Raw genomic sequence first — 26,222 nt, forward strand, 5'->3', positions numbered from 1 at the left:
TTCACAGCACAGATGTAAAAGATACCTCTTCCAGCGTTAATAACTCTTCAATCGTTTGACGACGGCGAATCAATTGAGGTTTACCATTTATGAACAACACTTCCGGGATCAGCGGACGACTATTGTAATTAGAAGACATTGACGCACCATAAGCACCGGTATCATGGAAAACCAGATAATCCCCAACCTGAACAGGCGGTAACATTCTTGGCGCAACCCCACCACCCTCAACCTGTGTGAAAACATCACCTGATTCACATAACGGACCTGCGACTAATGTTTCCTGTAATGGCAGCTGTTCAAGTTGACGTCCATCAGCAGGCAAAACCGAGATATGGTGATAACTGCCATACATTGCCGGACGCATTAAGTCATTGAATCCCGCATCCACCAGCACATAATGACGGCTTCCCATCTGTTTAACAGCCCGAACTTCTGTCATCAGAATGCCGGATTCGGCAACCAGAAATCTCCCAGGTTCAATTTCCAGCATAACGCTATGGCCTAAATGTTGCTCAATTCTTTTACGGGCATCATCCCACAACCCAAAATAGTGAGCGATATTGATCTGTTCATCCCCCTGCCGATAAGGAGTAGATAAACCACCGCCGGCTGAAATTGCCTGAATATCTTCACCACAGAGAATAACCTGTTCAACCATTGCATCACACACACTGGCAAGATGCTGATAATCAACACCAGAGCCGATATGCATATGCAAACCAAGCAATTTCAATCCATAATGCCGAATTTTCCCAATTGCCTGTGAGAGATCTTGATACCAAATACCATGTTTGCTGTTTTCACCACCAGTATTGGTTTTCTGGCTATGACCATGACCAAATCCAGGGTTAATCCGCAACCATACCGGATGCCCTTTTTTACATTGACCAATCTGCTCCAGCATATCAATAGAACCCGCATTAACCGGAATATCCAGTTCAGTTACCTGGTTAAGCGTTGCTATATCTATCAAATCAGCAGTAAAAACGATTTCTGCCATATCTCGGCCTGGACTAAAGCCAGCCCATAAAGCACGCTCAATTTCACCCAGTGAAACTGCATCAACTTTCACACCGTATTCACGCATAAGGCGCAAAATGTGAGTATTAGAGCAAGCCTTCTGCGCAAACCGGACCACATCAAACTGACTTAACATCTTGATTCTTTGAGTAATCGTTTCGCTATCATAAACCCATAACGGAGCACCATAAGTTTCTGGCAGACAGCTTAGATTTTCGGGTATCAGATCAGAACAACTATTGCGGATAAAGGTACTCATTAGGGTTTCTCTCACAAAATCAGCAGATAACCCATTATTGGCAGTAAAAAACAGGAATAAAAATATCTGTTTCGCTATAGTCTATTCATCTGTGATATAGCGTTATCATCTGAAGGAATCATCTATGTCTTTTTGTTCATGGCGTCATATTGAAATCTTCCATGCGGTAATGACGACCAAAAATCTGACAGAAGCGGCTGTTTTATTACAAACGTCACAACCGACGGTCAGCCGTGAATTGGCACGATTTGAACATCTGATAAAATTCAAACTGTTTGACCGGGTAAAGGGCCGCCTGCATCCGACAGCACAAGGATTACGCCTTTTTGAAGAAGTTGAGCGCTCCTATTATGGACTTGAAAGAATAATGAATGCGGCTGACAGTATCCGCAAATTCCAACACGCTCAACTTTCTATTACTTGCCTGCCGGTATTTTCACAATCCTTGTTACCTAAAGTTTGTCACCACTTCACTCGCCAATACCCTGATGCTAATTTAACCATCATTCCTCAGGAATCACCGCTATTGGAAGAGTGGCTCTCAGCTCAACGTCATGACCTTGGCCTGACCGAACATTTGCAAACACCACCCGGTACACAAAGAGAAACACTGATCACACTGAATGAAATTTGCGTATTGCCCGCCGCTCATCCGCTCAGTCATAAATTATTACTGACTCCAGAAGATTTCAGTGGACAACATTTCATCAGCCTTTCGATAACAGACAGCTACCGTCAACTGATTGATGGAATATTCGCAGAGCACCATATTAACCGTCGCATGATTATGGAAACTCACAGTGCCGCATCAGTATGTGCAATGGTGCGGGAAGGTATCGGCGTTTCTATTGTCAACCCGCTGACCGTACTCGATTATCTGGACTACCACGGCGAAGCTGAAATATGCGCCCGCCCGTTTAGTATTAACATTCCTTTTACTGTCAGCCTGATCAAGCCCATTCACCGCCCTTCTTCCGCCCCAGTCGATACTTTTATTGGACACCTGAAAGCACAGATTGCCCTGTTTCCTCAGAAATTGAAGTCAGCTTTTCAGCATTAGCTTTTGCCAGTATGGCGAAGAAGCAAACCATCTCACCAAAAAATCGAGTAATGCCCTGAGCGTTGCCGGCATATTTTGACGACTGGCATAAATACCATAAATACCCATGGCCTGAGGTTGATATTCCGGCAACAACTGAATCAGTTTTCCTGATGCCAGATGAGAAGCAACAGAATAATAAGGTTGCATAGCCATTCCCGCACCTTGCAATGTTGCTTCCATTAAAACAATGGATTCATTAGCGCTCAAAGTGCCGCTAACAGGAACAGAATATTTTTCCCCCTGACGTTCAAATAACCAAAGACTTTTACCAAAGAAGTTGTAAGTCATACAGTTATGCAATGCCAAATCAGCCGGCTTTTGTGGGATCATTTTTCCCGCCAGATAGGAAGGGGCAGCACAAATAACAGAGTGACAAGTCGACAATGGTCTGGCAATCAAATTCGGTTCCAGATTATTCGTGATCCGTAACGCCAAATCTATCCGCTCTTCAACCAAATTTATTGCCTTATTACTCATCTGCATATCAATAGCTATCTGAGGATAAATTTGCATAAACTCAGGAATAGCCACAGACAGTGCGCTCATAGCCAGAGACTGAGAACTGCTTATCCGTAAAAGGCCACTCAGCTCCTGAGCGGCTTCTGGCTGATGAACGGGGATCTCCTCTGCCAATTGCAACAATTTACGGCTGCGCTGATAGGCGATCTCTCCTGCCGATGTCAGGCTGATCTTTCTCGTTGTACGGTGCAATAGGCGTACTCCTGCCCATTTTTCCATTTCAGCTAAATAGCGAGATACCATTGCCCGCGACATATCTAACCGTTCTGATGCAGCAATCATGCTGCCTTGTTCTACAATTATAGTGAACACTTGCGCAGCAGTGACTCTATCCATCAATTAGCTCGATTTATGCAACAAATAATTGCCAATTATGCGGTTTTTCCATCGAAAAACGCAACTTATTATAAACCCCGTTGACACAACATCAGGAATTCAATCATGACTCGCAAAACAACATTAAATATTGCGTTGGCCGGTATCCTTTCTCTGGGTACTGTTTCTCTGGCACAAGCCGCTTATCTGAAACTGGATGTTTACAATCCAGGCGAAAAAAGCGTCTTTCCCGTCTCTTCTGAAATCATTAGTGGTAACAAAGAAGTTGTACTGATCGACGCTCAGTTCCAAAAAAATGATGCCGAAGCACTGGTCAAAAGAATTAAGGGTACCGGCAAGAAACTGACAACCATTTATATCAGTCAGTCCGATCCTGATTTCTACTTTGGTCTTGATACGCTGACCAAAGCGTTCCCTAATGCAAAAGTCATTGCATCACCAGAAACAATTAAAGAAATCAACCAGACCAAAGATGGCAAACTGGCTTATTGGGGAGGTGTCCTGAAAGAACAGGCACCCAAAAAAGTCATCGTGCCGCAACCATTGGAAGGTAACACTTTTACAGTTGATGGTGAAAAGCTGATCGTCAAAGGTCTTGATGGCCCCGCGGCTGACCGTACTTTCGTTTGGATACCAAAACTGAAAGCGGTAGTCGGTGGCGTCACCGTTTCAGGCAACATTCATGTCTGGATGGCAGATACCCAGACTAAAGAATCCCGCAAAAATTGGATGCAAACGTTGGATCGTATCAAAGAACTGAAACCGACCATTGTGGTTCCGGGACATTTCATTGGTAACGCACCAATGACATTGCAATCGGTCAAGTTCACTCAAAAATACCTGGCTATTTTTGAGAAAGAATTACCAAAAGCGAAAGATTCAAAAGTGCTGATAGCCGCAATGGAAAAGTATTATCCAAAACTTGGAGACAAATCCAGCCTCGAACTAAGTGCCAAAGTGCTGAAAGGCGAAATGAAGTGGCCTCAATAAGTCAATTAACTCTTTTTCAGGAATAAGTAAATATGCCCGGAATGACTCTGCACTATATCTATGATCCCCTATGTGGCTGGTGTTATGGCGTTTCCGCTCTAATACAAGCGGCGCAAGAGGCCACAAATGTGAAAATTAAATTGCATGGCGGCGGAATGCTAACTGGAGATAACAAACGCCAAATAGACAGCACATGGCGTGATTATATCCTGAGTCAGGATAAACGGATCGCAAATCTTACCGGGCAAGTTTTCAGTGAACAATATGTCGCACTGTTAAACGATAAATCACTAATGATGGATTCATTACCACCAATATCAGCCATCCTTGCAGCAGAAAAGCTGGCTGGTAAAGGTGTCGAAATGTTACTGGCAGTACAAAAAGCGCATTATGTTCGTGGATTAAAAGTCAGCGAAACTGAAACATTATTGAATTTAGCAAATGAATTTCAGCTTGATTCAAAACAATTCCAGCAAGAGCTGACACTGAATAATGAATCAGAAAGTCTCCAGCATATCAAGAGCAGCCGTGAACTATTGGCAAAAGTTAGCGGCTCAGGCTTCCCTACTTTTATTCTGGAAAATGACAGAAACGAGCTATCTGTTATTTCTCTTGATAAATATTTGGGACAACCAAAACGTTGGCAAGATGCACTGATTCACTCTCAGTTTTAATACCACCGTTTAACTACTGGTGCCCATACCTTATTCAGTTATTGGGTGCCATCCACGATAATCCATCAATTCCCTGTAAGTTCAAATAAAGCATTATGATCGCAGAAATGGCTATATAGGGGCCAAAAGCGATAGGTGCCTGATAATTTCCCCGTAATTTCCACATCCACAAGCATCCAATAATGCCAAACAGTGAAGACAGGAGCATTAATAAAGGAATTGCGCCAACACCCAACCAAGCACTAACTGCCGCCATTAACTTAAAATCACCATACCCCATTCCCTCTTTATGATTGATAACTTTGAATAACCAATAGAACGACCATAAACTCAAATATCCCGCTACCGCGCCTGTTACAGCGAGTTCAATAGGCACAAAAGTTTGATTCAAATTCAATAATAAACCTAACCATAAAAGTGGATAATTTATTATATCTGGTAATAATTTGGTTTTTATATCAATAAAAGAAAGTATAATTAGCATCCAAATAAATATCAAAGCAACATATAAATTAAAATTCAATGGAAAATAAATCACAAAAAAAGCAGTTACAAACAGTGTAACTAACTCAACCTGTAAATAACAAAAAGATATTTTCTCATATCCATAAACAACCCCAGAAAACACAGACATTATTTTATTTAAAGTAATCCCTGACACTATTCCAATAGAAATAGCCAGAATAATAATCATTATATTAAACCCCATCCAACAAAACACCTTTAATTTCAACCAATTATATTAAAAACACCTTAACTGAATAACAGAAGCAATTTCCACTATATTTTCGACACAATAAGATAATAATAAAAACCACATTAAAACAACAAAATAAATATAAAACATGCTAATAAGAGATAAATATGCGAGCAGACTCGCAACATTTATTCAGAGATAAAAATCCATATCAGAGATAGCTTGATAGTTGGATTGAGCCTCCCTTATCATAGCACCATTATTTATTGCCTTATGTATAGCTCTACCCCGCAGGAAGGAAAGAAAAACATGCGTATACCCCGCATTTATCACCCGGAATTACTCACACCCAACACTGAAACTTATTTGAGTGATGAAGCAGCCAACCATGTCGGGCGGGTACTCAGAATGAGTAACGGTCAACAATTACAACTATTTGATGGCAGTAATCAGATCTTCGATGCTGAAATTACCGAAGCCAATAAGAAATCTGTCAAAGTTCACATCAACAATAGTGAACTTGCCGATAACGAATCACCACTTAATCTGCATCTGGGACAAGTCATATCCCGCGGTGAGAAAATGGAATTTACCATTCAAAAATCTGTAGAGTTAGGGGTGAATGTTATTACACCTTTAATTTCTGAACGCTGCGGTGTCAAACTGGATGGAGAACGGCTGGCTAAAAAACTTCAGCAATGGCAAAAAATTGCCATTGCTGCCTGTGAGCAATGTTGCCGTAATCGCATACCTGAAATTCGTCCGGTGATGCAACTTGCACACTGGTGTGCAGAAAATGATGGCAGCTTAAAATTAAACTTACATCCACGCGCCAGCCAAAGTATCAACACCCTGCCTTTACCTGTGGAAAAAGTACGCTTACTGATTGGTCCGGAAGGTGGCTTATCAATAGACGAAATTGCTATGACAGCTAATTACCAATTTACTGATATCCTGTTAGGACCACGTGTCTTAAGAACAGAAACGACAGCGCTTACCGCAATTACTGCATTACAAGTGCGTTTCGGCGATTTGGGTTAAGGAGAAAGAATGATCAAACTCGGCATAGTGATGGATCCCATTTCATCCATCAAAATCAAGAAAGACACCAGTTTTGCTATGCTATTGGAAGCACAACGCCGTGGCTGGGAACTTCATTATATGGAGATGAGCGATCTCTATCTATACCAAGGAGAAGCCCGCGCCCGTACCCGCCTATTGCAGGTAGAAAACAATCCACAACAATGGTATCAATTCGAGCGAGAACAAGATCTGGCACTGGAAACATTGGATGTCATCCTGATGCGTAAAGATCCTCCATTTGATACTGAATACATTTACGCCACTTATATTCTGGAACGTGCTGAAGAGAAAGGCACGCTTATCATCAATAAGCCACAAAGCCTGCGCGATTGTAACGAAAAACTCTTCACAGCCTGGTTCCCGGATTTAACACCGGATACATTAGTGACCCGCAATGCGGCTCACCTGCGTGAATTCCATCAAAAACAGGGTGATGTCATCTTTAAACCGCTGGATGGCATGGGCGGTGCATCTGTATTCCGCCTGAAAAAAGATGATCCAAACGTTGGTGTGATTATTGAAACCCTGACAGAACACGGCAATCGCTTCTGCATGGCACAGAATTTCTTACCTGCTATAAAAGAAGGCGACAAACGGATATTAATTGTCGATGGTGAACCTGTTGCTTATTGTCTGGCCCGCATTCCAGCCCAGGGAGAAACCCGAGGTAACCTTGCTGCCGGTGGTCGTGGTGAAGCGCGCCCGCTTTCAGAAAGTGACTGGGCTATAGCCAGAGCTGTTGCGCCAACGTTAAAAGAAAAAGGGTTAATTTTTGTTGGACTGGACATTATCGGTGACAGATTGACCGAAATTAATGTCACCAGCCCAACCTGCGCACGCGAGATAGAAGCAGTTTTCCCTGATATTTCAATAACCGGCATGCTGATGAATGCGATTGAAAAACGATTGGAGAAATAAAAAGCTCTTTTCGTTAATTTTCCTGTCAAGGTTTGTCATTTGCACTTTTAGCCCACATACTGTGGGCTAAATAATCCTTAAATAGCCAGGTTAATTACCAAAAACAAAATGAATCTACAGCATCATTTTCTTATCGCCATGCCCACATTATCTGATTCCTACTTCAAACGCTCAGTTGTTTACGTTTGTGAACACAACGAAAACGGGGCAATGGGATTGGTGATAAATAAACCAATTGAACAAATCTCTGTTCGGAAAGTTCTACAAAAACTGAAAATCTCACCAGAAGATCGGGATGAAAGTATCAGCCTAAACAAGCCGGTCATGACAGGCGGCCCTCTTGCTGAAGATCATGGTTTTATATTGCACACACCACAACCAGGTTTCAGTTCAAGTATCAAAATTTCCGATGATACGATGATTACCACATCCAAAGATGTACTTGAAACCCTGGGCACGCCACGCCAACCAAAACAGATACTAGTCACGCTGGGGTATGCAAGTTGGGAAAAGGGGCAACTTGAAAAAGAGATAATGGAGAATAGCTGGCTAACCGCAAACGCTGATCCACATATTATTTTCAACTCACCCATTGCAGATCGCTGGCGTGAGGCCGCATCTTTGCTCGGCATCAATATCTATAACATTGCCCCACAGGCAGGACATGCATAAATGAGTAGCCGCACAATAATGGCCTTCGATTTTGGCACTCGTAGTATCGGTGCCGCTATCGGGCAGGAAATTACAGGTACCGCCAGAGCGTTGACCTCATTTAAAGCCACAGATGGTATCCCCAATTGGCAACAAATCGAAAAATTACTTAAAGAGTGGCGGCCAGATCTGGTTATTGTTGGTCTTCCCCTCAATATGGATGGCACTGAGCAACTTGTAACAGCACAGGCACGTAAATTTGCAAACCGGCTACATGGCCGGTTTGGTGTGCAAATTGAACTCCAGGATGAACGCCTGACAACGGTTGAAGCCCGCGCTCATCTGTTTGACCGTGGAGGCTACAAAGCTTTAGATAAAGGTAAAGTCGATGCTGCATCTGCTGTTATTATTCTGGAAAGCTGGTTCGAGCAGCACTATTAAGCTATCAGCTAACAATAACAGCGGATCAACCAACAACAGCGATTAACTGTTAACCTCCGTCTACTCTGCCAATAATCCCTGTAATTTACGCTGCTGCCAGCCTTGCTCATAGGTTTGCATTCCACTGGCAGCACCGGTCTGCATAAGCGTTGTTATTTGATGATTTTTTCCTTCCCGTATCAGATGACTGACCGCCTGATTAATCACCAACACTTCATACACGGCGATCCGTCCTCCATCCTGCGTAGCAACCAATTGCTGCGCTATCACAGCCTTCAAACTCCCTGCAAGCTGACTGCGTACCCATCCTTTTTCTTCCGACGAAAATATATCCACCAGCCGATCAATTGCCTGTACTGCGCCTCTGGTATGCAAAGTTGAAAATACCAAATGCCCTGTTTCTGCCGCAGTTAATGCCAGACGTATTGTCTCCTTATCCCGTAGCTCACCCAACAGCAATACATCAGGATCCTGCCGAAGAGCACCTTTCAGCGCTTCCTGATAGCTGGAGGAATCCAATCCGATTTGTCGTTGCTGTATCAGACAATTGCGGCTGTGGTGAATAAATTCCACAGGATCTTCCAATGTAATAATGTGCTGACAACAATGACTGTTCAGCATATCCACAATGGCGGTTAAGGTTGTCGATTTCCCACTGCCTGTGGCACCGGTCACCAGAATCAATCCACTTTCTTCCCGCAAAATCATTTCCCGGACAATTTCAGGTGCTTTTAGCTGTTCCAGAGTTGGGCACTGAGAGCTAATTAAACGCAGAACAACTGACAGCCCCGATTGCTGACGAAAAATATTGCCTCTCAATCGTTGGTGGCTTTCTGTCTCCATCGCGAAATCCACATGTCCACAAACTGATAGCTGTTCTAACTGATATTCTGATAAAAACTGCCTGCTCCACTCTTCCAACAAAGTATTATTTACAGATGGCAGTTGAGTTTGTGAATAAAGCACACCATTTATACGTAATACAGGAGTTTGCCCAACACAAAGATGCAGATCAGAAGCATTATGCTTTACACTAAGGGCCACTAATTTATCCATATTCATTTTTTAATCTCCTGAGTCACTATGAACAATATTGAACAAAACTTACAAGATGTCAGGACCCGCATAGCCGTTGCCGCACAGAAATGCGAACGCTCTCCAGAAGAAATTACTCTGCTTGCAGTCAGTAAAACCAAACCTGTGGAAGATATCGAAAAAGCAATCGTTGCCGATCAGCGCCAGTTTGGTGAGAATTACGTACAGGAAGGGGTAGAAAAAATTGCTTATTTTGCAAATCGTAATGATTTGATATGGCACTTTATCGGTCCGTTACAGTCTAATAAAAGTCGTCTGGTGGCAGAAAATTTTAACTGGTGCCATACCGTTGACCGCCTGAAAATAGCACAGCGTCTGAGCGAACAACGCCCAGAGGGAATGGAACCACTGAATATTCTTATTCAAATAAATATCAGTGATGAACAGAACAAATCAGGTATTCAACTTGCTGAACTCCCCACTCTGGCAGCCGAAGTCAGCAAACTGCCGAATGTGAAGCTACGCGGTTTAATGGCAATCCCCGCACCGGAGCCCGACTACAAACGCCAATTGGTGGTTTTCAGGCAAATGGAACAGGCTTTCTTTAACCTGAAAACTCAATATCCTCAAATAGATACCCTCTCTATGGGGATGACTGATGATATGGCTGCCGCCATTAATTGTGGTTCCACATTAGTGCGGATCGGGACGGCAATTTTCGGTGCACGTCAGTATCAAAATTAACCATATCAATGCTACGAGGTATCTAATGGAAAAACGTAAAATTACCTTTATTGGTGCAGGTAATATGGCTCACGCCATCATTGCCGGATTGGTAAAAGAAGGCTATCCTGCTGAACTGATTAATGTTTGCGCTCTTGGCAATGCTCGCCGCGATGTACTGGCAAAGGAGTATGGCGTCAACAGCAGCAGTGATAATATTCGCTGCGCACAGGAAGCCGATGTTGTTGTTATGGCGGTAAAACCGCAAGTAATGGCAGATGCCTGCCAGCCGCTAAAGGAGCAGGTAGATTTCAGTAACAAATTAGTTCTGTCTATCGCAACAGGAATTTCTGTTGCACGCTTTAAGGTTTTATTACAAGACAAACTCAACATTGTTCGTATCATGCCAAACACCCCGGCATTAGTCGGTCAGGGGTTGAGTGGATTATTCGCGCCTGAGCAAGTCAGTCAATCTGACCGTGATTTCACTCAAGCATTGATGAACAGCGTCGGTAAAACCTACTGGGTAAAAGATGAAAACGGCATCAATGATATTATCGCCACAGCAAGTAGTGCACCCGCTTATTTCTTCCTGTTTATGGAATCAATGCAACAGGAGGCAGAACGCCTAGGTTTTGACAGTGAAACAGCCCGTGAAATCGTTTTGCAAACAGCAACCGGTTCTGCGGCACTGGCCGCATCAAATGCAGATCTCCCTTTTGCAACCCTGCGCGAGCAGGTAACATCTAAAGGTGGTACCACGGCGGAAGCATTGCGCATTTTTTATGAAGGCAAATTGCCGGAAATCGTATCCAGTGCCATGCAGGCAGCTATTCGCCGCGCACAGGAAATAGAAAAACAATTTTAATTTTATCAGGGCTGCTAAATGCAATTTTTAACTTTTATTCTGTTCACCGTTCTGGATTTATACATCGTTGTTTTATTACTTCGAGTATGGATGCAATGGGCCCGCTGTGACTTTTACAACCCATTTGCCCAGTTTGTCGTGAAAATTACTCAGCCGGTCGTTCGACCACTGCGCCGTGTGCTCCCGGCTATTGGTCCGCTTGATACCGCTTCCGTTGTTGTAGCTTATGCTTTGGTATTACTTAAATTAACCATGCAACTCTGGTTCAGTACCGGCGCGTTTGCCTTCCTCACGCTTTTCATCCCTATCGGGTTAATTGAACTGCTGACAGCCGCAGGCAAGCTGGTATTTTGGCTGGTGCTGGCGCGTGCTCTGTTAAGCTGGATAAGCCAAGGCCGCAATCCGATTGACTATGCTCTGATGCAACTGACAGAGCCATTAATGGCGCCTATCCGCCGCATTATCCCAGCGATGGGTGGCCTTGATTTCTCCGCAATGATCGTCATCTTGATCCTCTACGCGCTGAACTATCTCCGTGCTGATGTTCTCTCATGGCTGATACAGTAAATAAGAATTAAATTGGGTTCAAAATAATGCAAAAAGTTGTTCTGGCAACCGGCAATCCCGGAAAAGTTCGTGAACTGGCGCAATTACTGGCTGATTTTGGTCTGGATATCGTTGCTCAAACTGAATTAGGCGTAAATTCTGCTGAAGAAACCGGGCTGACATTTATTGAAAATGCCATTCTTAAAGCTCGTCACGCCGCACAAGTTACCGGTTTGCCAGCAATTGCTGATGATTCCGGTTTATCCGTCGACATCCTTGGCGGTGCCCCAGGCATCTATTCAGCCCGTTATGCGGGTGAAGATGCCACCGATCAGCAAAATCTGGCAAAGCTGTTGGATGCAATGAAAGATATTCCTGATGATCAACGCCAGGCTCAGTTTAACTGTGTGCTGGTTTATATGCGCCACGCAGAAGATCCTACGCCTCTGGTATTTCATGGCCGCTGGCCGGGGGTTATTGCCCGTGAACCTGCCGGTAATGGCGGGTTTGGTTATGACCCCATCTTCTACATACCAGAATTGGGCTGTACTGCGGCTGAGTTAAGTGGTGAACAAAAAAATACTGTTTCACACCGCGGTCAAGCGCTGAAAATGATGTTGGATACACTACGTAATGCTTAAACTTCCACCACTGAGTCTGTATATCCATATTCCGTGGTGTGTACAAAAGTGTCCTTATTGTGATTTCAACTCTCATGCATTGAAAGGTGATGTTCCACATCAAGAATATGTTGACCATTTATTGGCAGATCTGAAAGCGGATCTGCCAATGGTCAACGACCGGGAAATCACCACTATCTTCATTGGTGGTGGGACCCCCAGCCTGCTCAGTTCACAAGGGATGCAACAATTACTGGATGGTGTTCGTACTCTCCTGCCGGTATCGCCACAAGCTGAAATTACAATGGAAGCCAACCCAGGTACAGTGGAAGCTGACCGTTTCAGTGGTTATCAGCAAGCCGGCATTAACCGGATATCCATTGGCGTCCAGAGTTTCAGCCCGGATAAACTGGTGCGTCTTGGCCGTATTCACGGGCCGGATGAAGCCAAACGAGCAGCACATTTAGCCGCCAGTCTGGGGCTACGCAGTTTTAATCTGGATTTGATGCACGGTTTGCCAAACCAAAGCCTTGATGAAGCACTGGATGACTTACGTCAGGCAATTGCGTTATCACCACCGCACCTTTCGTGGTATCAACTGACTATTGAACCGAATACCAGCTTTGGTTCCCGTCCTCCGGTTCTGCCTGATGATGATGCTTTGTGGGATATTTTTTCACAAGGGCATCAATTGCTGACAGCAGCAGGTTACCAGCAATACGAAACTTCTGCTTATGCCAAGCCTGGCTATCAATGCCAGCATAATCTCAACTACTGGCGTTTTGGCGATTATCTTGGTATTGGTTGTGGCGCTCATGGAAAAATCACCTTTGAAGATGGCCGTATTCTGCGTACAGTAAAAACCAAACATCCTCGCGGATATATGCAGGGGCGCTATCTGGATAAACAGCATCAGGTAGAAAATGAAGATCGGCCATTTGAATTTTTTATGAACCGGTTCCGTTTACTGGAAGCCATGCCAAAACAAGATTTCAGTGATTTCACCGGATTATCGGAAAGTTCAATCTGCAATCAAATTGATAAAGCCCTAGCCGCAGGTTATCTCTCTGAAACAACAACACACTGGCAAATTACGCAGAAAGGAAAACTGTTCCTGAATTCATTACTGGAGCTATTTCTTTAACGCAGAATGACCTCCGAAGAATTCAGCTTCACAAAGATCATCTTGTGGATAAACTCGATACCACCGTTGGTTTCGAGTTTATCAATAACTGTGCTTAAATAAGCAGAATTTTGGAATCAAGAAAGCTAATAATCGGCAGAAAATCGTTATATTTTTATAATATTCCTGCAATCATAAATTAAAAAACATATAAATCACAACTCAATTAAGTCATAAACATTAAAATAACAACTTATAATTTAACTCAACAATAAAAAGTCAACATATAGAAAGAGAATTAACGAACAACGCCCAAAAATAAATAACATAAGCATTTGTCAATTCCCCCTAAAATTATCTTTATCCATATAGATAATAGCTAACATTTATTACCAATCAACGTATTAATTGCTATTTTAAAAAATTAAAATCTCATAAAACCTTTATTTACAATCTTATTTAACCATGAAGCAACTTGTTATTTATTATAAATTCCTTCCAATATAAATATCTGGAATTAAATTTGACAATCACCGATAATATTAACTGTCAAACTCACAGCCTATCCCATTAAGACTACTGGGATAGGCTCTAAAACAACACATTATAGAATTTCAATCACTGCTCAAATTCAACATAATAAAATCGGCATAATTAAATGGCATCCTCAACAGCTTTAATTTGTGCTGTCAAACTTTCCAAACCACCACCCGACAAATACCACAAATCAGATTTCAGGTAAGTGATTTTGCCATTCTTATACGCTGAAGTAGATTTTATTTTATCATCTTCAAACTGTGCTTTATCAAGTTTACCGGCACCAATTGCTTCGCTGCGATCAATAATGAGAATCACATCTGGATTGGCCTGAGCAATCATGTCAGAAGTCACCATAATGCGTTTGGTTTTATCCTCACCAACCGGAATAGGCACTTCCGCTTTCTGTGCCTTAACCACATCAAACACGACACTCTGGTTATTCAGCATTAATTTATCTGCGTTATGCAATAATACTAAAACCTTAGCACCAGAAACTTTAGCTTTATCCTGAGCTTTAGCAATTGTTTTTTCCAATTCAACAATCTGCTCTTTCACTTCATTTTGCTTATTAAACAACTCACCTAATAACTTCAGGTTACTTTCAACTGAAACCAGATAATTTTTACTATCAGTTCCCAGATTAATGGTTGGAGCTATTTTTGACAGACGTTCATAGAAAGGCCCTTGGCGGGCGGTGATAACGATCAGATCGGGTTTAATTTGCGCCAATTTTTCCAAATTTGGCTCTTTTATACCCCCGGCACTTTCTACCCCATTAGGCAAATTATTGCGGAGATATTCAGGCGTATGACCAGTAGGTAGTGCAGCAACCCGATCTGACAAGCCTAATTTAGCTAATGAATCATAAGTACCGAAATCAAATAAAACGACTTTCTGAGGATCCCTTTTGACCTCAGTTTCACCAGAGAGATGTTTAACTGTAATCTTATCATCAGCCTGAGCTGTGACAACATTTGGAGTGAATACAGCAGATGTCTGACTAAATGCGGAATGGCTTGCAACAACAAATAATGAAGCCAGAACGACAGGGATTATCTTTTTCATATATCGCGCTCCAAGAAAGGATATTATTAACAATCCGCATTCTAGGTGGCAGGAAAAATATGTCAATCTAAATAAGAATCAATTTAAAATTGATTCTTATTTGTAATTATTGGGAATTACTTAATAGAATTCAGTAATTCAATTCTTTGTTGTTCAAGGCCGCTGACTCTACCACAAACCTCTTTGCCAAAACGCTGGAAATCTTCTTCCTGAGCTTTCCATTCAGCTTTCAGATTATTCTGCAATCCACCCAAGCCACCAAGCAAAGATTGCAATGCCTGATTATTATCGCCATTTAAGCTAAATTGTTTATTTCCAATCTCATTAATACTGTCCTGTAATACTCCACCAAGGCTCTGTTCAATTAAACTACGGCTCTCTTTTTCAACTTGTTTAATCGCCTGATGATGAAATGCTATACCCTCTGAGCGGGTTTCAATAATTCGGTTTATCTGTTTATTAAGACCTGATTCAAGATCAAACAACCGGTTACGCACATTACTGTCTTTACCCATAGTATCTGCCACCACTTTGTCCAAAGATTTACGGGCAGTTATCAGATGTTTGCTGGTTTCTTGTTGAATCCAAGGCAAATCCTGCCGCAAAGCCTGCTGATAACGTTGTGCTTTTCGACGTTGTTCCGTATTTAAGTTCAGATTCTTACCATCACGGATAACTGAACCATCAGGTGAAATCTGGAGATTGCCGCTTGCTCCCACAACCTGAACGGATTGAGACGTAATAATAATGTCATTCTGCGGATTTACCTGGCATTCATAACCTGCCTGAGCCTGAGCAACAAATAGCAAAGATATAGCAATGATAGTCTTGCGTAACATATTTTCTCCTAAGAAAACCACCTGAGAGTTAAAAAACAGATCGTCCGACACGATCGGCTAACAGTTCTAAGGCAGCACAACCCGCTAAAGAGTTCCCTGATCGATCCAATTCCGGTGACCAGACAGCAACCGTCAATTCTCCCGGCACGACACACACGATCCCACCGCCAACACCCGATTTTCCCGGCATACCAATTCTGAATGCAAATTCACCTGAACCATCATACATGCCACAGGTCATCATCAGCGCATTAATCTGCCTGGCCTGACGTGGACTTAAAATCTGTTGTTCAGAGCCTATCGTACTCCCCTGATTCGCCAAATAAATGAAACACCTGGCAAGCTCAATGCAATTCATTTTCAAAGCGCAATAATGGAAATAAGTTTGCAGTACAGCAAGCACATCGTTATCGAAATTACCAAAGGATTTCATCAGATAGGCAATCGCCGCATTTCGGTGAGAATGTTCCATTTCAGAACGGGCAACTTTGTTGTCATAACAAATATCAGGGCAACCAGCAAGTTTACGTACAACCTCCAGCATACGCTGCTTAGGTGCGCTCAACCGCGACTGTAACATGTCACACACAATTAACGCACCCGCGTTAATAAAAGGGTTGCGGGGTTTACCTTTTTCCAGTTCTAACTGAACTAATGAATTAAATGGCTGACCAGAAGGTTCCTGTCCGACCCGCTGCCAGATTTCCTGTTCCTGATAACGTGTCATCGCTAAGGTCAGACTCAATATCTTAGAAATAGACTGAATCGAAAAACGCTTTTCAGCATCTCCGGCATGAAATATCTGCCCATCAATGGTACAGACAGCGATTGCCAGGTTATCAGCGGGAACCTCCGCCAGTGCAGGAATATAATTTGCCACTTTCCCTTGGCCAATCAGGGGGCGAACTTGTTGCAAAATATCCGACAATAACGTGTTAGAGAACGTTGTACTCACTGATTTTACTCCAGACAGGGGCACTTATTAATAGGCACCCCTGTTGTTATTCACTCAGGCTATTTTACAACGATATGTTACTCAATCCCACCAAACATCAAACAGTTCAGAGGTCATGACATCTTCCATACCGCGATCTTTCAGCCATTTCTCAACCAATTGACGATGTTCTTCTGTACACATACCAATTTTTTGCAGGCAGATTAAACCTTCCCAATGCAGGTAACCACTGGCATCCAATGCTAAACCATTAGATTCAATCAGCTCATCAATAAATGCATCAACAGTGCTGTCAATAATATCTATAGGTGTATTAGACGGAAAGCTCCACTTAATAGAAAAGCCCATTTCTTTGAATTCATCAATATGCATCTTTTTACGCAAACGACGACTGCGGTTTTTAGCCATTACTTAACCCTCTTAAACATGATATCCCACACGCCATGCCCCAACCGCTGACCGCGCAATTCAAATTTTGTTACTGGGCGTGAAGATGGACGCGGTATATAATCACCATTCTCAGACAAATTAAGGTAATTATCCACGCTATTCATCACTTCCAGCATATGTTCAGCATATGGCTGCCAGTCAGTCGCCATATGAAATACACCGCCTACTTTCAACTTGCTTTTTATCAGTTCAACAAATGGCGGCTGGACAATCCTGCGTTTGTTATGACGCGCTTTATGCCACGGATCGGGAAAGAAAAGCTGTACCATTTCCAGACTGTTCTCCGGGATCATATTTTCCAGCACTTCAATAGCGTCATGACACATCACCCGCAAGTTACTGATATTTTCACCGTCAGCAGAAGCCAGGCAAGCACCGACACCAGGTACATGAACTTCAATCCCAAGAAAGTTTTTTTCGGGATTCTGGCTTGCCATAGTGACAAGTGATGCACCCATGCCAAAACCAATTTCCAGTACAATGGGGGTTTCACGCCCAAAAAGTGCCTCCATATCCAGCTTTTCCGTCTGATATTCAACACCCATTTTTGACCAGAGATCATCAAGTGCTTGTTGCTGACGATTAGTTAACCGGCCTTGACGACGAACAAAACTCCTAACACGGCGCAATGGCCTGCCATTTTCATCAAATTCCGGCGAAATTACGTTATTTATCATGGTATTTCTGTCAGTTTAAAGGCATCTATTCAGGCGTTTATGGCTGCTTTACCGGCAAACCACATAAAGAGAGCGCATTATCCAAAGATGGGCGATTTTAGCAAGTCCAATAGTGACAAGTACAATTTTAATCCCAGATTGCGCAGTGCCGCGAAAACAAAGTTCCGGTTTACAGCAAGGTAACACTATGTTGCAATCCTGTTCACGAAACACTGATATTCCCTAAAGATAATTATCCCAATGATGGAAGCAAAGCAATTCTCCAAAGTGGTACTGGATTGGTACCATCGCTACGGTCGTAAAACCCTGCCCTGGCAACAGGAAAAGACACCTTATCACGTCTGGCTTTCAGAAGTGATGTTGCAACAAACTCAGGTTGCGACAGTCATTCCCTATTTTCAGCGCTTTATTTCACGTTTTCCTGATGTAGCTTCACTTGCCGCCGCACCGCTTGATGAAGTTCTTCATTTATGGACCGGTCTTGGTTACTACGCCCGCGCCCGTAATTTGCATAAAGCAGCGCAACAGATTGTGGAACGGCATCATGACGAATTCCCAACAACATTTGATGATGTCGTTGCCCTGCCTGGCGTCGGCCGTTCAACCGCCGGTGCAATCCTTTCGCTTTCTCAAGGTAAACATTTCCCAATTCTTGATGGCAATGTTAAGCGAGTATTGGCCCGCTGTTACGCAGTAGAAGGTTGGCCGGGCAAAAAAGAGGTTGAAAATCACCTCTGGCAAATCAGCGGCAATGTAACGCCAGCAAAAGAAGTGGAATATTTTAATCAGGCAATGATGGATTTAGGGGCAATGGTTTGCACCCGTAGCAAGCCAAAATGTGAAATCTGCCCATTAAATCAGGGATGTATCGCCTATGCGAACCATAGCTGGACAAAATACCCGGGTAAAAAACCTAAGCAAAGTATTCCAGAGAAAACAGCTTATTTCCTGCTGATGCAAAATGACCATACGGTTTGGCTGGAACAGCGCCCACCAACGGGGATCTGGGGAGGATTATTCGCGTTTCCTCAGTTTGAAAGCCTAGATGTGTTGAATAGCTGGCTGGAACAATCCGGTATTTCTCACAGCAAACATGAGCAACTCACCGCATTCCGCCATACATTTAGCCATTTTCATCTGGATATTGTGCCGATAAAAATAAATATTTTATCTTTTGCCGCCTGCATGGATGAACATAAAGGACTTTGGTATAACTTACAACAACCCGCGACTGTTGGGCTGGCAGCACCAGTTGAATATCTGTTGCAACAACTGAGCTGAATCCCATACCCGCTATTTTGAGGATTTATTATGAGCAGAACTGTTTTTTGTACTTTCTTACAACGTGAAGCCGAGGGGCTGGATTTTCAGCTGTATCCGGGAGAGTTGGGCAAACGCATTTTCAATGAAATTTCCAAAGAAGCGTGGGGACAGTGGATGAGTAAACAAACCATGCTGATCAATGAGAAAAAACTTAGCACCATGAATCCAGAAGATCGTAAATTGCTTGAACAAGAAATGGTTAAATTTCTGTTCGAAGGTCATGATATTCAAATTGATGGATATACCCCACCAGAAAAATAATATTCAGCTTTCATCAGAGCCAACGGCTCTGATGTTGTATTCAACACCAGATGGCAATGTAAGATGAAAAAACTGTTAGCGCTGTTTGTTATTGCCCCACTGCTCGTTTCCTGTACCAATACCAAAGATACCAAATACAACGAAGAATATATAAAAGATACCAATGGTTTTGATATTTTGATGGGCCAATTTGCCCACAACATCGAAAACATTTGGGGGTTGCACGAAGTACTAATTGCAGGCCCAAAAGATTACGTTAAATATACCGATCAATACCAGACCCGCAGCCATATTAATTTTGAGGCCGGCACGATCACGATTGAGACAATTTCTCCGACAGACCCCACAACCTATTTGCGCAAGGCTATTATCACCACCTTATTAATGGGTGACGATCCAAGTTCTGTCGATCTCTATTCTGATATTAACGACATTCAGATCAGTAAAGAGCCCTTTCTTTACGGGCAAGTTATGGACCATAACGGTCAGCCGATCCGTTGGGAATGGCGGGCAGCACATTTCGCAGATTATCTGCTGGCGAATAAATTACAAAAACGCCAAGCGGGTTTACATGTCATTTGGTCTGTCACCATGCAACTGGTACCAAACCATTTGGATAAACGCGCTCATAAATATCTGCCACTGATCCGTCAGGCTTCCATTAAATACGGAGTAGACGAATCCCTGATCCTTGCAATTATGCAAATAGAATCCAGTTTTAACCCATATGCCGTCAGCCGTTCTGATGCACTTGGACTGATGCAAGTTGTACAACATACCGCGGGCCGTGATGTCTTTAAGATGAAAGGCAAATCAGGACAACCAAGCCGTAGTTATCTATTTGATCCAGAAAATAATATTGATGCCGGCACGGCATACTTATCAATATTACAAAACAGTTATCTGGGTGGCATCACTAACACCACCTCCCGCCGTTATGCGGTGATAACCGCTTACAATGGCGGTGCAGGTAGTGTATTACGGGTATTCTCCAGCGATAGGAAAAAAGCGGCTCAAATCATCAATGGAATGGCACCGGGTGATATTTATGAAACCCTGACAACTAAACACCCATCGGCAGAATCACGCCGCTACCTGATGAAAGTCAATACTGCCCAGAAAAGCTATCATCATTAAGGCGATAGCATAATAACGGAGAGCGATTTTTCTACTCTCCGTTATTTTTTGCCTATATTTTTAACTAATCGAGTAATTTCAAAACACAAATCACTATTTCAAAAGAAATATATTGACGGGTTCTACCGAATACGGTTTAATGCGCCCCGTTGCCCGGATAGCTCAGTCGGTAGAGCAGAGGATTGAAAATCCTCGTGTCGGTGGTTCGATTCCGCCTCCGGGCACCAATTCAAAGTGCGTTGGTTGAGAGATAAAAAAGCTCAACGGGCGTTCGGTACTGGGACCTAAAAATGCATCGTTACAGTTGACTTAATCTTGCATCGCTTCGATATAGAGTATAAAGGTTCTAGATTCAGGATATCTGAGAAATCGGATGTCCTTTTTCGTTCGAGCGCAATACTTACAAGTTCTATTGCAACTGTCAAGCCATCCAAACTAAAATCAATGAATTAATTAACACGAGGAGCAAAGAATAATCCGGCGCTCATGCAGGTCAATATCCCCCAACCGGATATGTAATAACTGATTTTGCCGCATCCCGGTATAACGCAACGTATCCAGTACCGTCAGCCAATACCAGGTCGGATATAATGCACAGCGGCCACGCTGGTTATCCCCGGCCTGTCGTTCTCGCGCTTCAAATTGCCCCATCGTGAGATACAGGGCTGTCAGTTGTTTTTTGGTTAATGTTTTCTTTTTCTTCTTGTTCGCATTGACCACCACACCATTAAATGGGTTTTCCGTTTGAGGCAGTATTTTTTCTTTTATCGCCAAATTAAATAACGCCCGCATATGCGCAATCTTACCGTTCCAGGTCACACCTTTCCGTCCGGACTGATGCAATACATATCTGCGCCACGCCAGGACCTGCTGTCGGGTCACTTGCGCAGGCCGATTGTCCACACCTGCAAACACCTGGAAGGTATTCACCACCTTGCGATAACTTGACTCCGTATCCGGCCGCAAGATTTTGGCAAAAAAATACTCATCCAGCAGGTTATCCCAGGTCATACTGTCCATCTCTACTTCCTCACTTCATCAATGTAAAAACCCATTGCGGGGCGCAGAAAATAACATATTGTTATTAAAGATGCTTTCTCATGAAATCGTCAGAAAAGGGCTATCTTCTGGTACAGAACGGTCACGATAAAGCAACGTGTTTTTGATTAAGTAGCCATGAACACGTTGATAGGAGCCAGTCCGATCAGCCGAATCATAAAGATGACAACAACAAAAACACTTTCCACGACTGACTCGATGTCGTCCCAGCTGCTCAAAGGCGGTTTGTACCCGTTTCCATTTTTGGCTAACCTCTTTGCCATCTGCCTGCGTCTTCTCACCGAGAAACTGGAAGAAAATGGCCGGTGCACTCACAAACACAAAACCACTGACCAGATGTATCCGGGCTTTCGGCGTATTAAGGGTCATCACCCCCTGCCTTAATCCAGCGGACAACCAGTCCCAGAATTGCTCGCCAATACAGGGTGTCTCATTGGCATTTTCGTTCTGCCCTGTTGCCTGAACCGCGGGTGGTGAAGACACCGGCGTGTATGGCGGTACGATTTCTGCTTCACAGGCCATAACCTGTTCTGTCACTGTGTCCGCAACATTCATCCCCATTAATGACAAGAGCTGTTGCGTGCTCTCATCCGGCGGCATCCCCTTCTCTGGCGTGACGGTCATGACGGCAGAAGGGATCTCATCAACCGGTCTCACGGCTGATGAAACAATTTCAGTCATCGTGCTATCTTCCTGCCGTCTCTGAGAAGGCAGAACACTGTCCATTGCCGTTGATAAAGGCGCAGCAGAAACATCGGGATTTCCTGAAACAATCATTTGCGGTGATGCAACCGTGACAGAGAATATTTCTGATATTGTCGGTGCACTGGCTTGACTCAAAGCTTCTGTGATTATCTGACCTATTGCGTCATCTTCCTTCATGTCGCCGGATAGAAGACAAAACAGCGTAGGCAAGGCATCCGGTACCGATGCCAGCCAGGTCACCGCCTTAGCCGGCAGCAATCGCCCGGCGAATACCCCCCCAAAATGACAGGCAACCCTCGTCTCCACTGGGGGAGTTTTGAACCGGAAACGATACGGCCCCTGCGGCACAGCCAACCCAGGATACCAGGGTTGCCCTTCGTCCAGTTCTCCGTCAAACTGGGCCAAAACAGGTAAAAAATGAAATAACGCAGCGTAAAACACCACCGTGTTCCATATCACACTTTGTTCTGCCTGCGTCTCAGGGGTCACACCCGGTGGTAACATCTGCCCTTTCGCCAGACGTACCGCAAAGGCAGTACATTGCAATGTCACATCAATCAAGCCGCCCAGGTGGGCATAAGGTCCCTGCGGTACCGCCGGAAGTTGTTGCATCAATGCAACACACTCATACAACGGGGTCAGCCACAACGTCTGATAGTGTGTTTTGGGTAATGCGCTATTGTCCCACAGACATTGTAAACACTGCCGACGCCGGGCAGTATCCAGCAGTAGCCGGGACTCAGACGGCAAAAAGTAGCCTGCTTTGACCGTTTCTGGGATGGCGGTGGGTTGTGGAAGTGACTTTTTTCCTGTGGATGCTCCCGCCAGCAGGATTTTAATTTTTTTCAACACGATTAATCTCCCCTTTTTCCCCAAACCCTAATACATCCTCTGACAGGGACAAGGCAAAACTCTTTTCCGGGAATAAAAATTAATCGATGAAAACTGCACGTCATGATTCAAACGACGCCAATTCAGCCACGGATATAACGAAGCGTGTATCCGGTTCTTTCGTTGAATTAGTCATGAATAAGTACAAAAGGCAAATGATGGCTCATGCAAGAAAGGATTAAACAGGAAAATAGAGCTGGTTACCCAGATTCATCTCCCTGAAAACGTCACCCAGAAAATCATGAGGTTCACGTTCCAATGCCATCACAACCTGCACAAGCAGTTGAGACAGCCGGGTCACATCTTCCGGTTCATCATGTTTTATGATGTGCAGATACTGTTGCGCCAGCTCACCGTCCGGACAAACAGCATTATGCAGACTGATTGCCGCACACTGCACAAAATCACCCAATACCCGGTCGCGATGAGGATAACAAGCTGTCTCATTCAATAAAGCCATAAACGCTTTTTTATGGTTAATCAATACAAACAAAACGTGTTCCTGAGAAAAGGGGGAACACGCCCCCTCAGCGGAAATATTCCCCCAATGGGTAAATCGCCGGCGTCATATCCGCCGGCAGTAGTGTTATCAGACGCTCAGGCAGACCTGAACCTGTTTTTTTACCGTCAATTCACCACGGGAAACGTCCCTGTGGAATAAGCGAAATAACGCTGTCAGGGCACTCATCCCCGTCATGTAAAACATTACCGAGAATGTAGGCCGGCCCTATCACTTTACGGATACCGTCTTCCTCAGCCAATTCCAGCTCATCGACACGACCTTCTTCCCACTGCCCATTCCAGTATTTGTCGTAACCACAAAAATCACAGACATCCTCAAAATAATGGGTGATATGGCAGTGATATTGCCTGGACAAAGGCACCATGATTTTTTCATCCCAGGGCTCCCAGGGCGCTGTGTCAAAATGCCCGGTCAGACTGCCATTATCATGGTGCTTCCAGGCTATGTCATAACCTCGCGGCCGCGTCATACCGTACAATCGGTAATACAACTCATGAGTCGTCTCGTGATCCCTTAACAATCCGCCGCAAAATCCATTGATTTCACTCGCAAGATGGGTCGGTATCAGCAGAAATAAGTCACCAGGAACCGTCTCTGTCAGCCGGTCATCAAGATGAGACCACAACATTTTCGTGTCACGTTCTCCGTCCCAATCAACCAGACCGAACCAGTCACAAGACTTTTGGTTAAACAACGCCATGATAGTTTCCTGCTCTGCCGGGAGCAACATCTCCCATTTTCGCGCGGCCAGACCACTTTGTTGGTAAAGCCTGCTAATCTGTTGGCTGGTAACTTCATCAAGCGCCACATTCTCTTTTAACAAAGCCAGCCATTGCTCAAACGCCCGGTTTTCCGGTGAGTCTACCCCTGTTCCTTTCGCTACCAGCGCCGGATAAAGTGAGTAATCTGTCGTTTCAGTAGGTTGCAAGAGACCGGCACAGCCCGCGACAAACAGCTTAATACTTTGATGGATAGCCTGCCCGTAATAGGGAATTCTGTCTCCCAATCCCCATTGTTGCAGAGCCTCCAGTTGGTCGGGTTGACCCGTGATATGCAAACGATTAGCGTACCCCTTCGGCATAGTAAAAAATCCTCTTTTTTTACCTGAAACAGGGCATGCCTGGTGAAGGCAATGCCCCCACAGGCAGATGATAAGTTCAGCGATGTGAAAAAAGGCTATCCGACTTTCGGACAGCCCCATCCCAGCTATTTATAACCGGACAGCTGGTCTCCACAATTTTGTGGCCTGTACATCAGGACGCTTTCTTTTTCCAAACGTCGCGATAATCCTGCCCGTCATCCCCCGGTACCCATCAGGCCGGAAACGTCTGCCATGACGGTGGGCGACTTTGTTCTTGCGGACAGTTTTTGGGGCTGTTTTGGTCTTAATCTTTTTCATCAGTAACGCTCCGAAATAAAAACGGGCGTTATCCCCTGACGGGAAATAACGCCCGTCAGGGTGAAAACGACTGCCGGCATCCCGGCAATCAGGGGTAAAATTGTGTGATAATTTGTGTGGCTGTCAGCGTCACCTTCAGATCACATTGGTCATTCAGTAACCGGTTGAGTGTAGATACGGCGAAACCCAGCTTTTCCGCAAAATCATCGCCGCCCACTTCTTCCCGGGCACGTTCATACCCGCCTTCGTCCTTCTCTGGATGATAACCGCAAGCATAAGCGACAAGATGCCTGCCATTTTGCATCGTACCCATATCAGACATGATATAGTCGGGTAGGAACAAGTCATTACTGACTCATTCCCCCCTAAGAACGGTACATGCTAGTTTCCCAGCATACCGCTCAAGCCTTTATAAGCTCCTTCACAGGAACCAGCTTCATGACTGTGTAATTGTTGATGACAATTAGGGTGTAACAACTCTAAATTGCTAAGCTCATCTCCGCCCCCTTTTACTTTCTGAAGCTTATGATGAACATGCCATCCAGTTTCAGAGGTGAGCAATTGATCACATCGCGGGCATCGTTTGCCTTGCTTATTCCAGAGTGTTATCAACTTCCTCTTACCGCCATAGGTATTTTTTAGAGCATAATCTAGTCGCTTTTCAAAATATTCTTCCCATTCTGGTAAATAAGGATTTGCTGCTGTTTTGATTTTAATATGGCGTTTTATTGGTGTATCCATCGCCTGTATAAGTGTACGACGCACACCTTTTGGGTCTTCTGCAGAGAAC

Annotated in this window: 31 protein-coding genes and 1 tRNA gene; 16 read left to right on the forward strand and 16 right to left on the reverse strand. The window is 44.0% G+C overall.

Annotation, left to right across the window (positions count from 1 at the left end):
- Position 1 precedes the first annotated feature (1 nt).
- Positions 2-1,282 carry a diaminopimelate decarboxylase gene (lysA, locus tag ACGF7G_RS08740; RefSeq protein ID WP_387464793.1) on the reverse strand — a complete coding sequence of 427 codons (1,281 nt, stop codon included), beginning with the start codon at positions 1,280-1,282 and terminating at the stop codon, positions 2-4.
- 124 nt (positions 1,283-1,406) lie between these two features.
- Between lysA and ACGF7G_RS08745 the strand changes: the two genes are divergently transcribed.
- Entirely contained in the window at positions 1,407-2,342 is a 936-nt protein-coding gene (locus tag ACGF7G_RS08745; protein WP_387464795.1) for a LysR family transcriptional regulator, read from the forward strand.
- Here ACGF7G_RS08745 and ACGF7G_RS08750 read toward each other — a convergent pair.
- Positions 2,325-3,239 (reverse strand): LysR family transcriptional regulator, encoded by a 915-nt coding sequence (locus ACGF7G_RS08750; protein WP_387464796.1) that lies wholly within the window; start codon positions 3,237-3,239, stop codon positions 2,325-2,327. The genes ACGF7G_RS08745 and ACGF7G_RS08750 overlap by 18 nt on opposite strands.
- A 105-nt stretch (positions 3,240-3,344) precedes the next feature.
- Between ACGF7G_RS08750 and ACGF7G_RS08755 the strand changes: the two genes are divergently transcribed.
- Together ACGF7G_RS08755 and ACGF7G_RS08760 are read left to right on the forward strand one after the other, a co-directional pair.
- Positions 3,345-4,229: an MBL fold metallo-hydrolase gene (locus ACGF7G_RS08755; protein ID WP_387464798.1), complete on the forward strand. Its 885-nt coding sequence runs from the start codon at positions 3,345-3,347 to the stop codon at positions 4,227-4,229.
- A 32-nt stretch (positions 4,230-4,261) separates the two neighbouring features.
- Positions 4,262-4,903, forward strand: coding sequence for a DsbA family protein (locus tag ACGF7G_RS08760; RefSeq protein WP_387464800.1), 642 nt, complete (start codon positions 4,262-4,264; stop codon positions 4,901-4,903).
- 34 nt (positions 4,904-4,937) lie between these two features.
- Here ACGF7G_RS08760 and ACGF7G_RS08765 read toward each other — a convergent pair whose 3' ends face one another.
- Positions 4,938-5,612 (reverse strand): prepilin peptidase, encoded by a 675-nt coding sequence (locus ACGF7G_RS08765; RefSeq protein ID WP_387464802.1) that lies wholly within the window; start codon positions 5,610-5,612, stop codon positions 4,938-4,940.
- A 297-nt stretch (positions 5,613-5,909) separates the two neighbouring features.
- Here ACGF7G_RS08765 and rsmE point away from each other — a divergent pair, with 297 nt between their 5' ends.
- The 4 genes from rsmE (at position 5,910) to ruvX (ending at position 8,693) form a co-directional block, all read left to right on the forward strand.
- Positions 5,910-6,641, forward strand: coding sequence for a 16S rRNA (uracil(1498)-N(3))-methyltransferase (gene rsmE, locus ACGF7G_RS08770; protein ID WP_387464804.1), 732 nt, complete (start codon positions 5,910-5,912; stop codon positions 6,639-6,641).
- A 9-nt stretch (positions 6,642-6,650) separates the two neighbouring features.
- A complete protein-coding gene (gene gshB, locus ACGF7G_RS08775) occupies positions 6,651-7,601 on the forward strand; it encodes a glutathione synthase (protein WP_387464806.1) in 951 nt (316 codons plus the stop codon).
- 108 nt (positions 7,602-7,709) lie between these two features.
- The gene (locus tag ACGF7G_RS08780) at positions 7,710-8,273 is read left to right on the forward strand and encodes a YqgE/AlgH family protein (protein ID WP_036849968.1); all 564 of its coding nucleotides are present in this window, start codon (positions 7,710-7,712) and stop codon (positions 8,271-8,273) included.
- Entirely contained in the window at positions 8,274-8,693 is a 420-nt protein-coding gene (ruvX, locus tag ACGF7G_RS08785) for a Holliday junction resolvase RuvX (protein WP_133815264.1), read from the forward strand.
- Between the two features lie 60 nt (positions 8,694-8,753).
- On the opposite strand, the gene ACGF7G_RS08790 is transcribed toward ruvX, so the two are convergent.
- Entirely contained in the window at positions 8,754-9,755 is a 1,002-nt protein-coding gene (locus ACGF7G_RS08790) for a type IV pilus twitching motility protein PilT (RefSeq protein WP_387464809.1), read from the reverse strand.
- Between the two features lie 21 nt (positions 9,756-9,776).
- Between ACGF7G_RS08790 and ACGF7G_RS08795 the strand changes: the two genes are divergently transcribed.
- The 5 genes from ACGF7G_RS08795 to hemW are packed head-to-tail and all read left to right on the forward strand — an operon-like array spanning position 9,777 to position 13,629.
- Positions 9,777-10,472, forward strand: a complete 696-nt coding sequence (locus ACGF7G_RS08795; RefSeq protein WP_387464811.1) for a YggS family pyridoxal phosphate-dependent enzyme — start codon at positions 9,777-9,779, stop codon at positions 10,470-10,472.
- A 25-nt stretch (positions 10,473-10,497) separates the two neighbouring features.
- Positions 10,498-11,319, forward strand: a complete 822-nt coding sequence (gene proC / locus ACGF7G_RS08800) for a pyrroline-5-carboxylate reductase (protein WP_387464813.1) — start codon at positions 10,498-10,500, stop codon at positions 11,317-11,319.
- An 18-nt stretch (positions 11,320-11,337) separates the two neighbouring features.
- Positions 11,338-11,886: a YggT family protein gene (locus ACGF7G_RS08805; protein WP_387464814.1), complete on the forward strand. Its 549-nt coding sequence runs from the start codon at positions 11,338-11,340 to the stop codon at positions 11,884-11,886.
- A 26-nt stretch (positions 11,887-11,912) separates the two neighbouring features.
- Positions 11,913-12,506, forward strand: a complete 594-nt coding sequence (locus ACGF7G_RS08810; RefSeq protein WP_387464815.1) for an XTP/dITP diphosphatase — start codon at positions 11,913-11,915, stop codon at positions 12,504-12,506.
- On the forward strand, positions 12,499-13,629 hold the full coding sequence (gene hemW / locus ACGF7G_RS08815; RefSeq protein ID WP_387464816.1) for a radical SAM family heme chaperone HemW: 1,131 nt from the start codon (positions 12,499-12,501) through the stop codon (positions 13,627-13,629). The genes ACGF7G_RS08810 and hemW overlap by 8 nt, the downstream gene beginning before the upstream one ends.
- Before the next feature lie 633 nt (positions 13,630-14,262).
- Here the strand turns inward: hemW and ACGF7G_RS08820 are convergent.
- From ACGF7G_RS08820 to trmB, 5 genes are all read right to left on the reverse strand, one after another.
- Positions 14,263-15,213, reverse strand: a complete 951-nt coding sequence (locus tag ACGF7G_RS08820; RefSeq protein ID WP_387464817.1) for a siderophore ABC transporter substrate-binding protein — start codon at positions 15,211-15,213, stop codon at positions 14,263-14,265.
- A gap of 116 nt (positions 15,214-15,329) precedes the next feature.
- Positions 15,330-16,052: a DUF2884 domain-containing protein gene (locus tag ACGF7G_RS08825; RefSeq protein WP_387464818.1), complete on the reverse strand. Its 723-nt coding sequence runs from the start codon at positions 16,050-16,052 to the stop codon at positions 15,330-15,332.
- 28 nt (positions 16,053-16,080) lie between these two features.
- On the reverse strand, positions 16,081-17,007 hold the full coding sequence (gene glsB, locus ACGF7G_RS08830) for a glutaminase B (protein ID WP_387464819.1): 927 nt from the start codon (positions 17,005-17,007) through the stop codon (positions 16,081-16,083).
- Positions 17,008-17,088: 81 nt separating this feature from the next.
- Positions 17,089-17,415, reverse strand: coding sequence for a YggL family protein (locus ACGF7G_RS08835; RefSeq protein WP_133815253.1), 327 nt, complete (start codon positions 17,413-17,415; stop codon positions 17,089-17,091).
- Positions 17,415-18,134 carry a tRNA (guanosine(46)-N7)-methyltransferase TrmB gene (gene trmB / locus ACGF7G_RS08840; RefSeq protein WP_387464820.1) on the reverse strand — a complete coding sequence of 240 codons (720 nt, stop codon included), beginning with the start codon at positions 18,132-18,134 and terminating at the stop codon, positions 17,415-17,417. Before trmB ends, ACGF7G_RS08835 begins: the two co-directional genes overlap by 1 nt.
- Before the next feature lie 240 nt (positions 18,135-18,374).
- Between trmB and mutY the strand changes: the two genes are divergently transcribed.
- The 4 genes from mutY to ACGF7G_RS08860 all read left to right on the forward strand — a co-directional run bounded on the left by mutY (position 18,375) and on the right by ACGF7G_RS08860 (position 21,082).
- A complete protein-coding gene (gene mutY / locus ACGF7G_RS08845) occupies positions 18,375-19,415 on the forward strand; it encodes an A/G-specific adenine glycosylase (protein ID WP_387464821.1) in 1,041 nt (346 codons plus the stop codon).
- Positions 19,416-19,445: 30 nt separating this feature from the next.
- Entirely contained in the window at positions 19,446-19,718 is a 273-nt protein-coding gene (locus ACGF7G_RS08850; RefSeq protein WP_132355663.1) for an oxidative damage protection protein, read from the forward strand.
- 63 nt (positions 19,719-19,781) lie between these two features.
- A complete protein-coding gene (gene mltC, locus ACGF7G_RS08855) occupies positions 19,782-20,855 on the forward strand; it encodes a membrane-bound lytic murein transglycosylase MltC (protein WP_387464824.1) in 1,074 nt (357 codons plus the stop codon).
- Between the two features lie 151 nt (positions 20,856-21,006).
- Positions 21,007-21,082: transfer RNA gene (locus ACGF7G_RS08860), tRNA-Phe, on the forward strand.
- A gap of 226 nt (positions 21,083-21,308) precedes the next feature.
- Here ACGF7G_RS08860 and ACGF7G_RS08865 read toward each other — a convergent pair.
- The 7 genes from ACGF7G_RS08865 to ACGF7G_RS08895 all read right to left on the reverse strand — a co-directional run.
- A complete protein-coding gene (locus tag ACGF7G_RS08865) occupies positions 21,309-21,875 on the reverse strand; it encodes a phage integrase SAM-like domain-containing protein (RefSeq protein WP_387464826.1) in 567 nt (188 codons plus the stop codon).
- A 78-nt stretch (positions 21,876-21,953) separates the two neighbouring features.
- Positions 21,954-23,471 (reverse strand): conjugal transfer nickase/helicase domain-containing protein, encoded by a 1,518-nt coding sequence (locus ACGF7G_RS08870; protein ID WP_387464827.1) that lies wholly within the window; start codon positions 23,469-23,471, stop codon positions 21,954-21,956.
- A gap of 217 nt (positions 23,472-23,688) precedes the next feature.
- Positions 23,689-24,003, reverse strand: a complete 315-nt coding sequence (locus ACGF7G_RS08875) for a hypothetical protein (RefSeq protein WP_387464828.1) — start codon at positions 24,001-24,003, stop codon at positions 23,689-23,691.
- A gap of 139 nt (positions 24,004-24,142) precedes the next feature.
- Positions 24,143-25,114, reverse strand: a complete 972-nt coding sequence (locus tag ACGF7G_RS08880) for a DUF1281 domain-containing protein (RefSeq protein WP_387464830.1) — start codon at positions 25,112-25,114, stop codon at positions 24,143-24,145.
- Between the two features lie 129 nt (positions 25,115-25,243).
- Entirely contained in the window at positions 25,244-25,432 is a 189-nt protein-coding gene (locus tag ACGF7G_RS08885; protein ID WP_133815652.1) for a hypothetical protein, read from the reverse strand.
- An 88-nt stretch (positions 25,433-25,520) separates the two neighbouring features.
- Complete coding sequence (locus ACGF7G_RS08890; RefSeq protein WP_387464832.1) at positions 25,521-25,754, reverse strand: DUF3085 domain-containing protein; 234 nt, start codon at positions 25,752-25,754, stop codon at positions 25,521-25,523.
- Between the two features lie 59 nt (positions 25,755-25,813).
- Positions 25,814-26,222: HNH endonuclease signature motif containing protein (locus ACGF7G_RS08895; RefSeq protein ID WP_387464833.1), on the reverse strand; the 409-nt coding region annotated here is incomplete at its 5' end.

Origin of the sequence: Photorhabdus sp. RM323S, assembly GCF_042879375.1 — a bacterium.
Taxonomy (GTDB): domain Bacteria; phylum Pseudomonadota; class Gammaproteobacteria; order Enterobacterales; family Enterobacteriaceae; genus Photorhabdus; species Photorhabdus tasmaniensis.

Coding starts and splice junctions, on each gene's coding strand:
- lysA (WP_387464793.1), bottom strand. CDS start 1,282: ATGAGTACCTTTATCCGCAATAGTTGTTCTGATCTGATACCCGAAAAT.
- ACGF7G_RS08745 (WP_387464795.1), top strand. CDS start 1,407: ATGTCTTTTTGTTCATGGCGTCATATTGAAATCTTCCATGCGGTAATG.
- ACGF7G_RS08750 (WP_387464796.1), bottom strand. CDS start 3,239: ATGGATAGAGTCACTGCTGCGCAAGTGTTCACTATAATTGTAGAACAA.
- ACGF7G_RS08755 (WP_387464798.1), top strand. CDS start 3,345: ATGACTCGCAAAACAACATTAAATATTGCGTTGGCCGGTATCCTTTCT.
- ACGF7G_RS08760 (WP_387464800.1), top strand. CDS start 4,262: ATGCCCGGAATGACTCTGCACTATATCTATGATCCCCTATGTGGCTGG.
- ACGF7G_RS08765 (WP_387464802.1), bottom strand. CDS start 5,612: ATGGGGTTTAATATAATGATTATTATTCTGGCTATTTCTATTGGAATA.
- rsmE (WP_387464804.1), top strand. CDS start 5,910: ATGCGTATACCCCGCATTTATCACCCGGAATTACTCACACCCAACACT.
- gshB (WP_387464806.1), top strand. CDS start 6,651: ATGATCAAACTCGGCATAGTGATGGATCCCATTTCATCCATCAAAATC.
- ACGF7G_RS08780 (WP_036849968.1), top strand. CDS start 7,710: ATGAATCTACAGCATCATTTTCTTATCGCCATGCCCACATTATCTGAT.
- ruvX (WP_133815264.1), top strand. CDS start 8,274: ATGAGTAGCCGCACAATAATGGCCTTCGATTTTGGCACTCGTAGTATC.
- ACGF7G_RS08790 (WP_387464809.1), bottom strand. CDS start 9,755: ATGAATATGGATAAATTAGTGGCCCTTAGTGTAAAGCATAATGCTTCT.
- ACGF7G_RS08795 (WP_387464811.1), top strand. CDS start 9,777: ATGAACAATATTGAACAAAACTTACAAGATGTCAGGACCCGCATAGCC.
- proC (WP_387464813.1), top strand. CDS start 10,498: ATGGAAAAACGTAAAATTACCTTTATTGGTGCAGGTAATATGGCTCAC.
- ACGF7G_RS08805 (WP_387464814.1), top strand. CDS start 11,338: ATGCAATTTTTAACTTTTATTCTGTTCACCGTTCTGGATTTATACATC.
- ACGF7G_RS08810 (WP_387464815.1), top strand. CDS start 11,913: ATGCAAAAAGTTGTTCTGGCAACCGGCAATCCCGGAAAAGTTCGTGAA.
- hemW (WP_387464816.1), top strand. CDS start 12,499: ATGCTTAAACTTCCACCACTGAGTCTGTATATCCATATTCCGTGGTGT.
- ACGF7G_RS08820 (WP_387464817.1), bottom strand. CDS start 15,213: ATGAAAAAGATAATCCCTGTCGTTCTGGCTTCATTATTTGTTGTTGCA.
- ACGF7G_RS08825 (WP_387464818.1), bottom strand. CDS start 16,052: ATGTTACGCAAGACTATCATTGCTATATCTTTGCTATTTGTTGCTCAG.
- ACGF7G_RS08835 (WP_133815253.1), bottom strand. CDS start 17,415: ATGGCTAAAAACCGCAGTCGTCGTTTGCGTAAAAAGATGCATATTGAT.
- trmB (WP_387464820.1), bottom strand. CDS start 18,134: ATGATAAATAACGTAATTTCGCCGGAATTTGATGAAAATGGCAGGCCA.
- mutY (WP_387464821.1), top strand. CDS start 18,375: ATGATGGAAGCAAAGCAATTCTCCAAAGTGGTACTGGATTGGTACCAT.
- ACGF7G_RS08850 (WP_132355663.1), top strand. CDS start 19,446: ATGAGCAGAACTGTTTTTTGTACTTTCTTACAACGTGAAGCCGAGGGG.
- mltC (WP_387464824.1), top strand. CDS start 19,782: ATGAAAAAACTGTTAGCGCTGTTTGTTATTGCCCCACTGCTCGTTTCC.
- ACGF7G_RS08865 (WP_387464826.1), bottom strand. CDS start 21,875: ATGGACAGTATGACCTGGGATAACCTGCTGGATGAGTATTTTTTTGCC.
- ACGF7G_RS08880 (WP_387464830.1), bottom strand. CDS start 25,114: ATGCCGAAGGGGTACGCTAATCGTTTGCATATCACGGGTCAACCCGAC.
- ACGF7G_RS08885 (WP_133815652.1), bottom strand. CDS start 25,432: ATGAAAAAGATTAAGACCAAAACAGCCCCAAAAACTGTCCGCAAGAAC.
- ACGF7G_RS08890 (WP_387464832.1), bottom strand. CDS start 25,754: ATGTCTGATATGGGTACGATGCAAAATGGCAGGCATCTTGTCGCTTAT.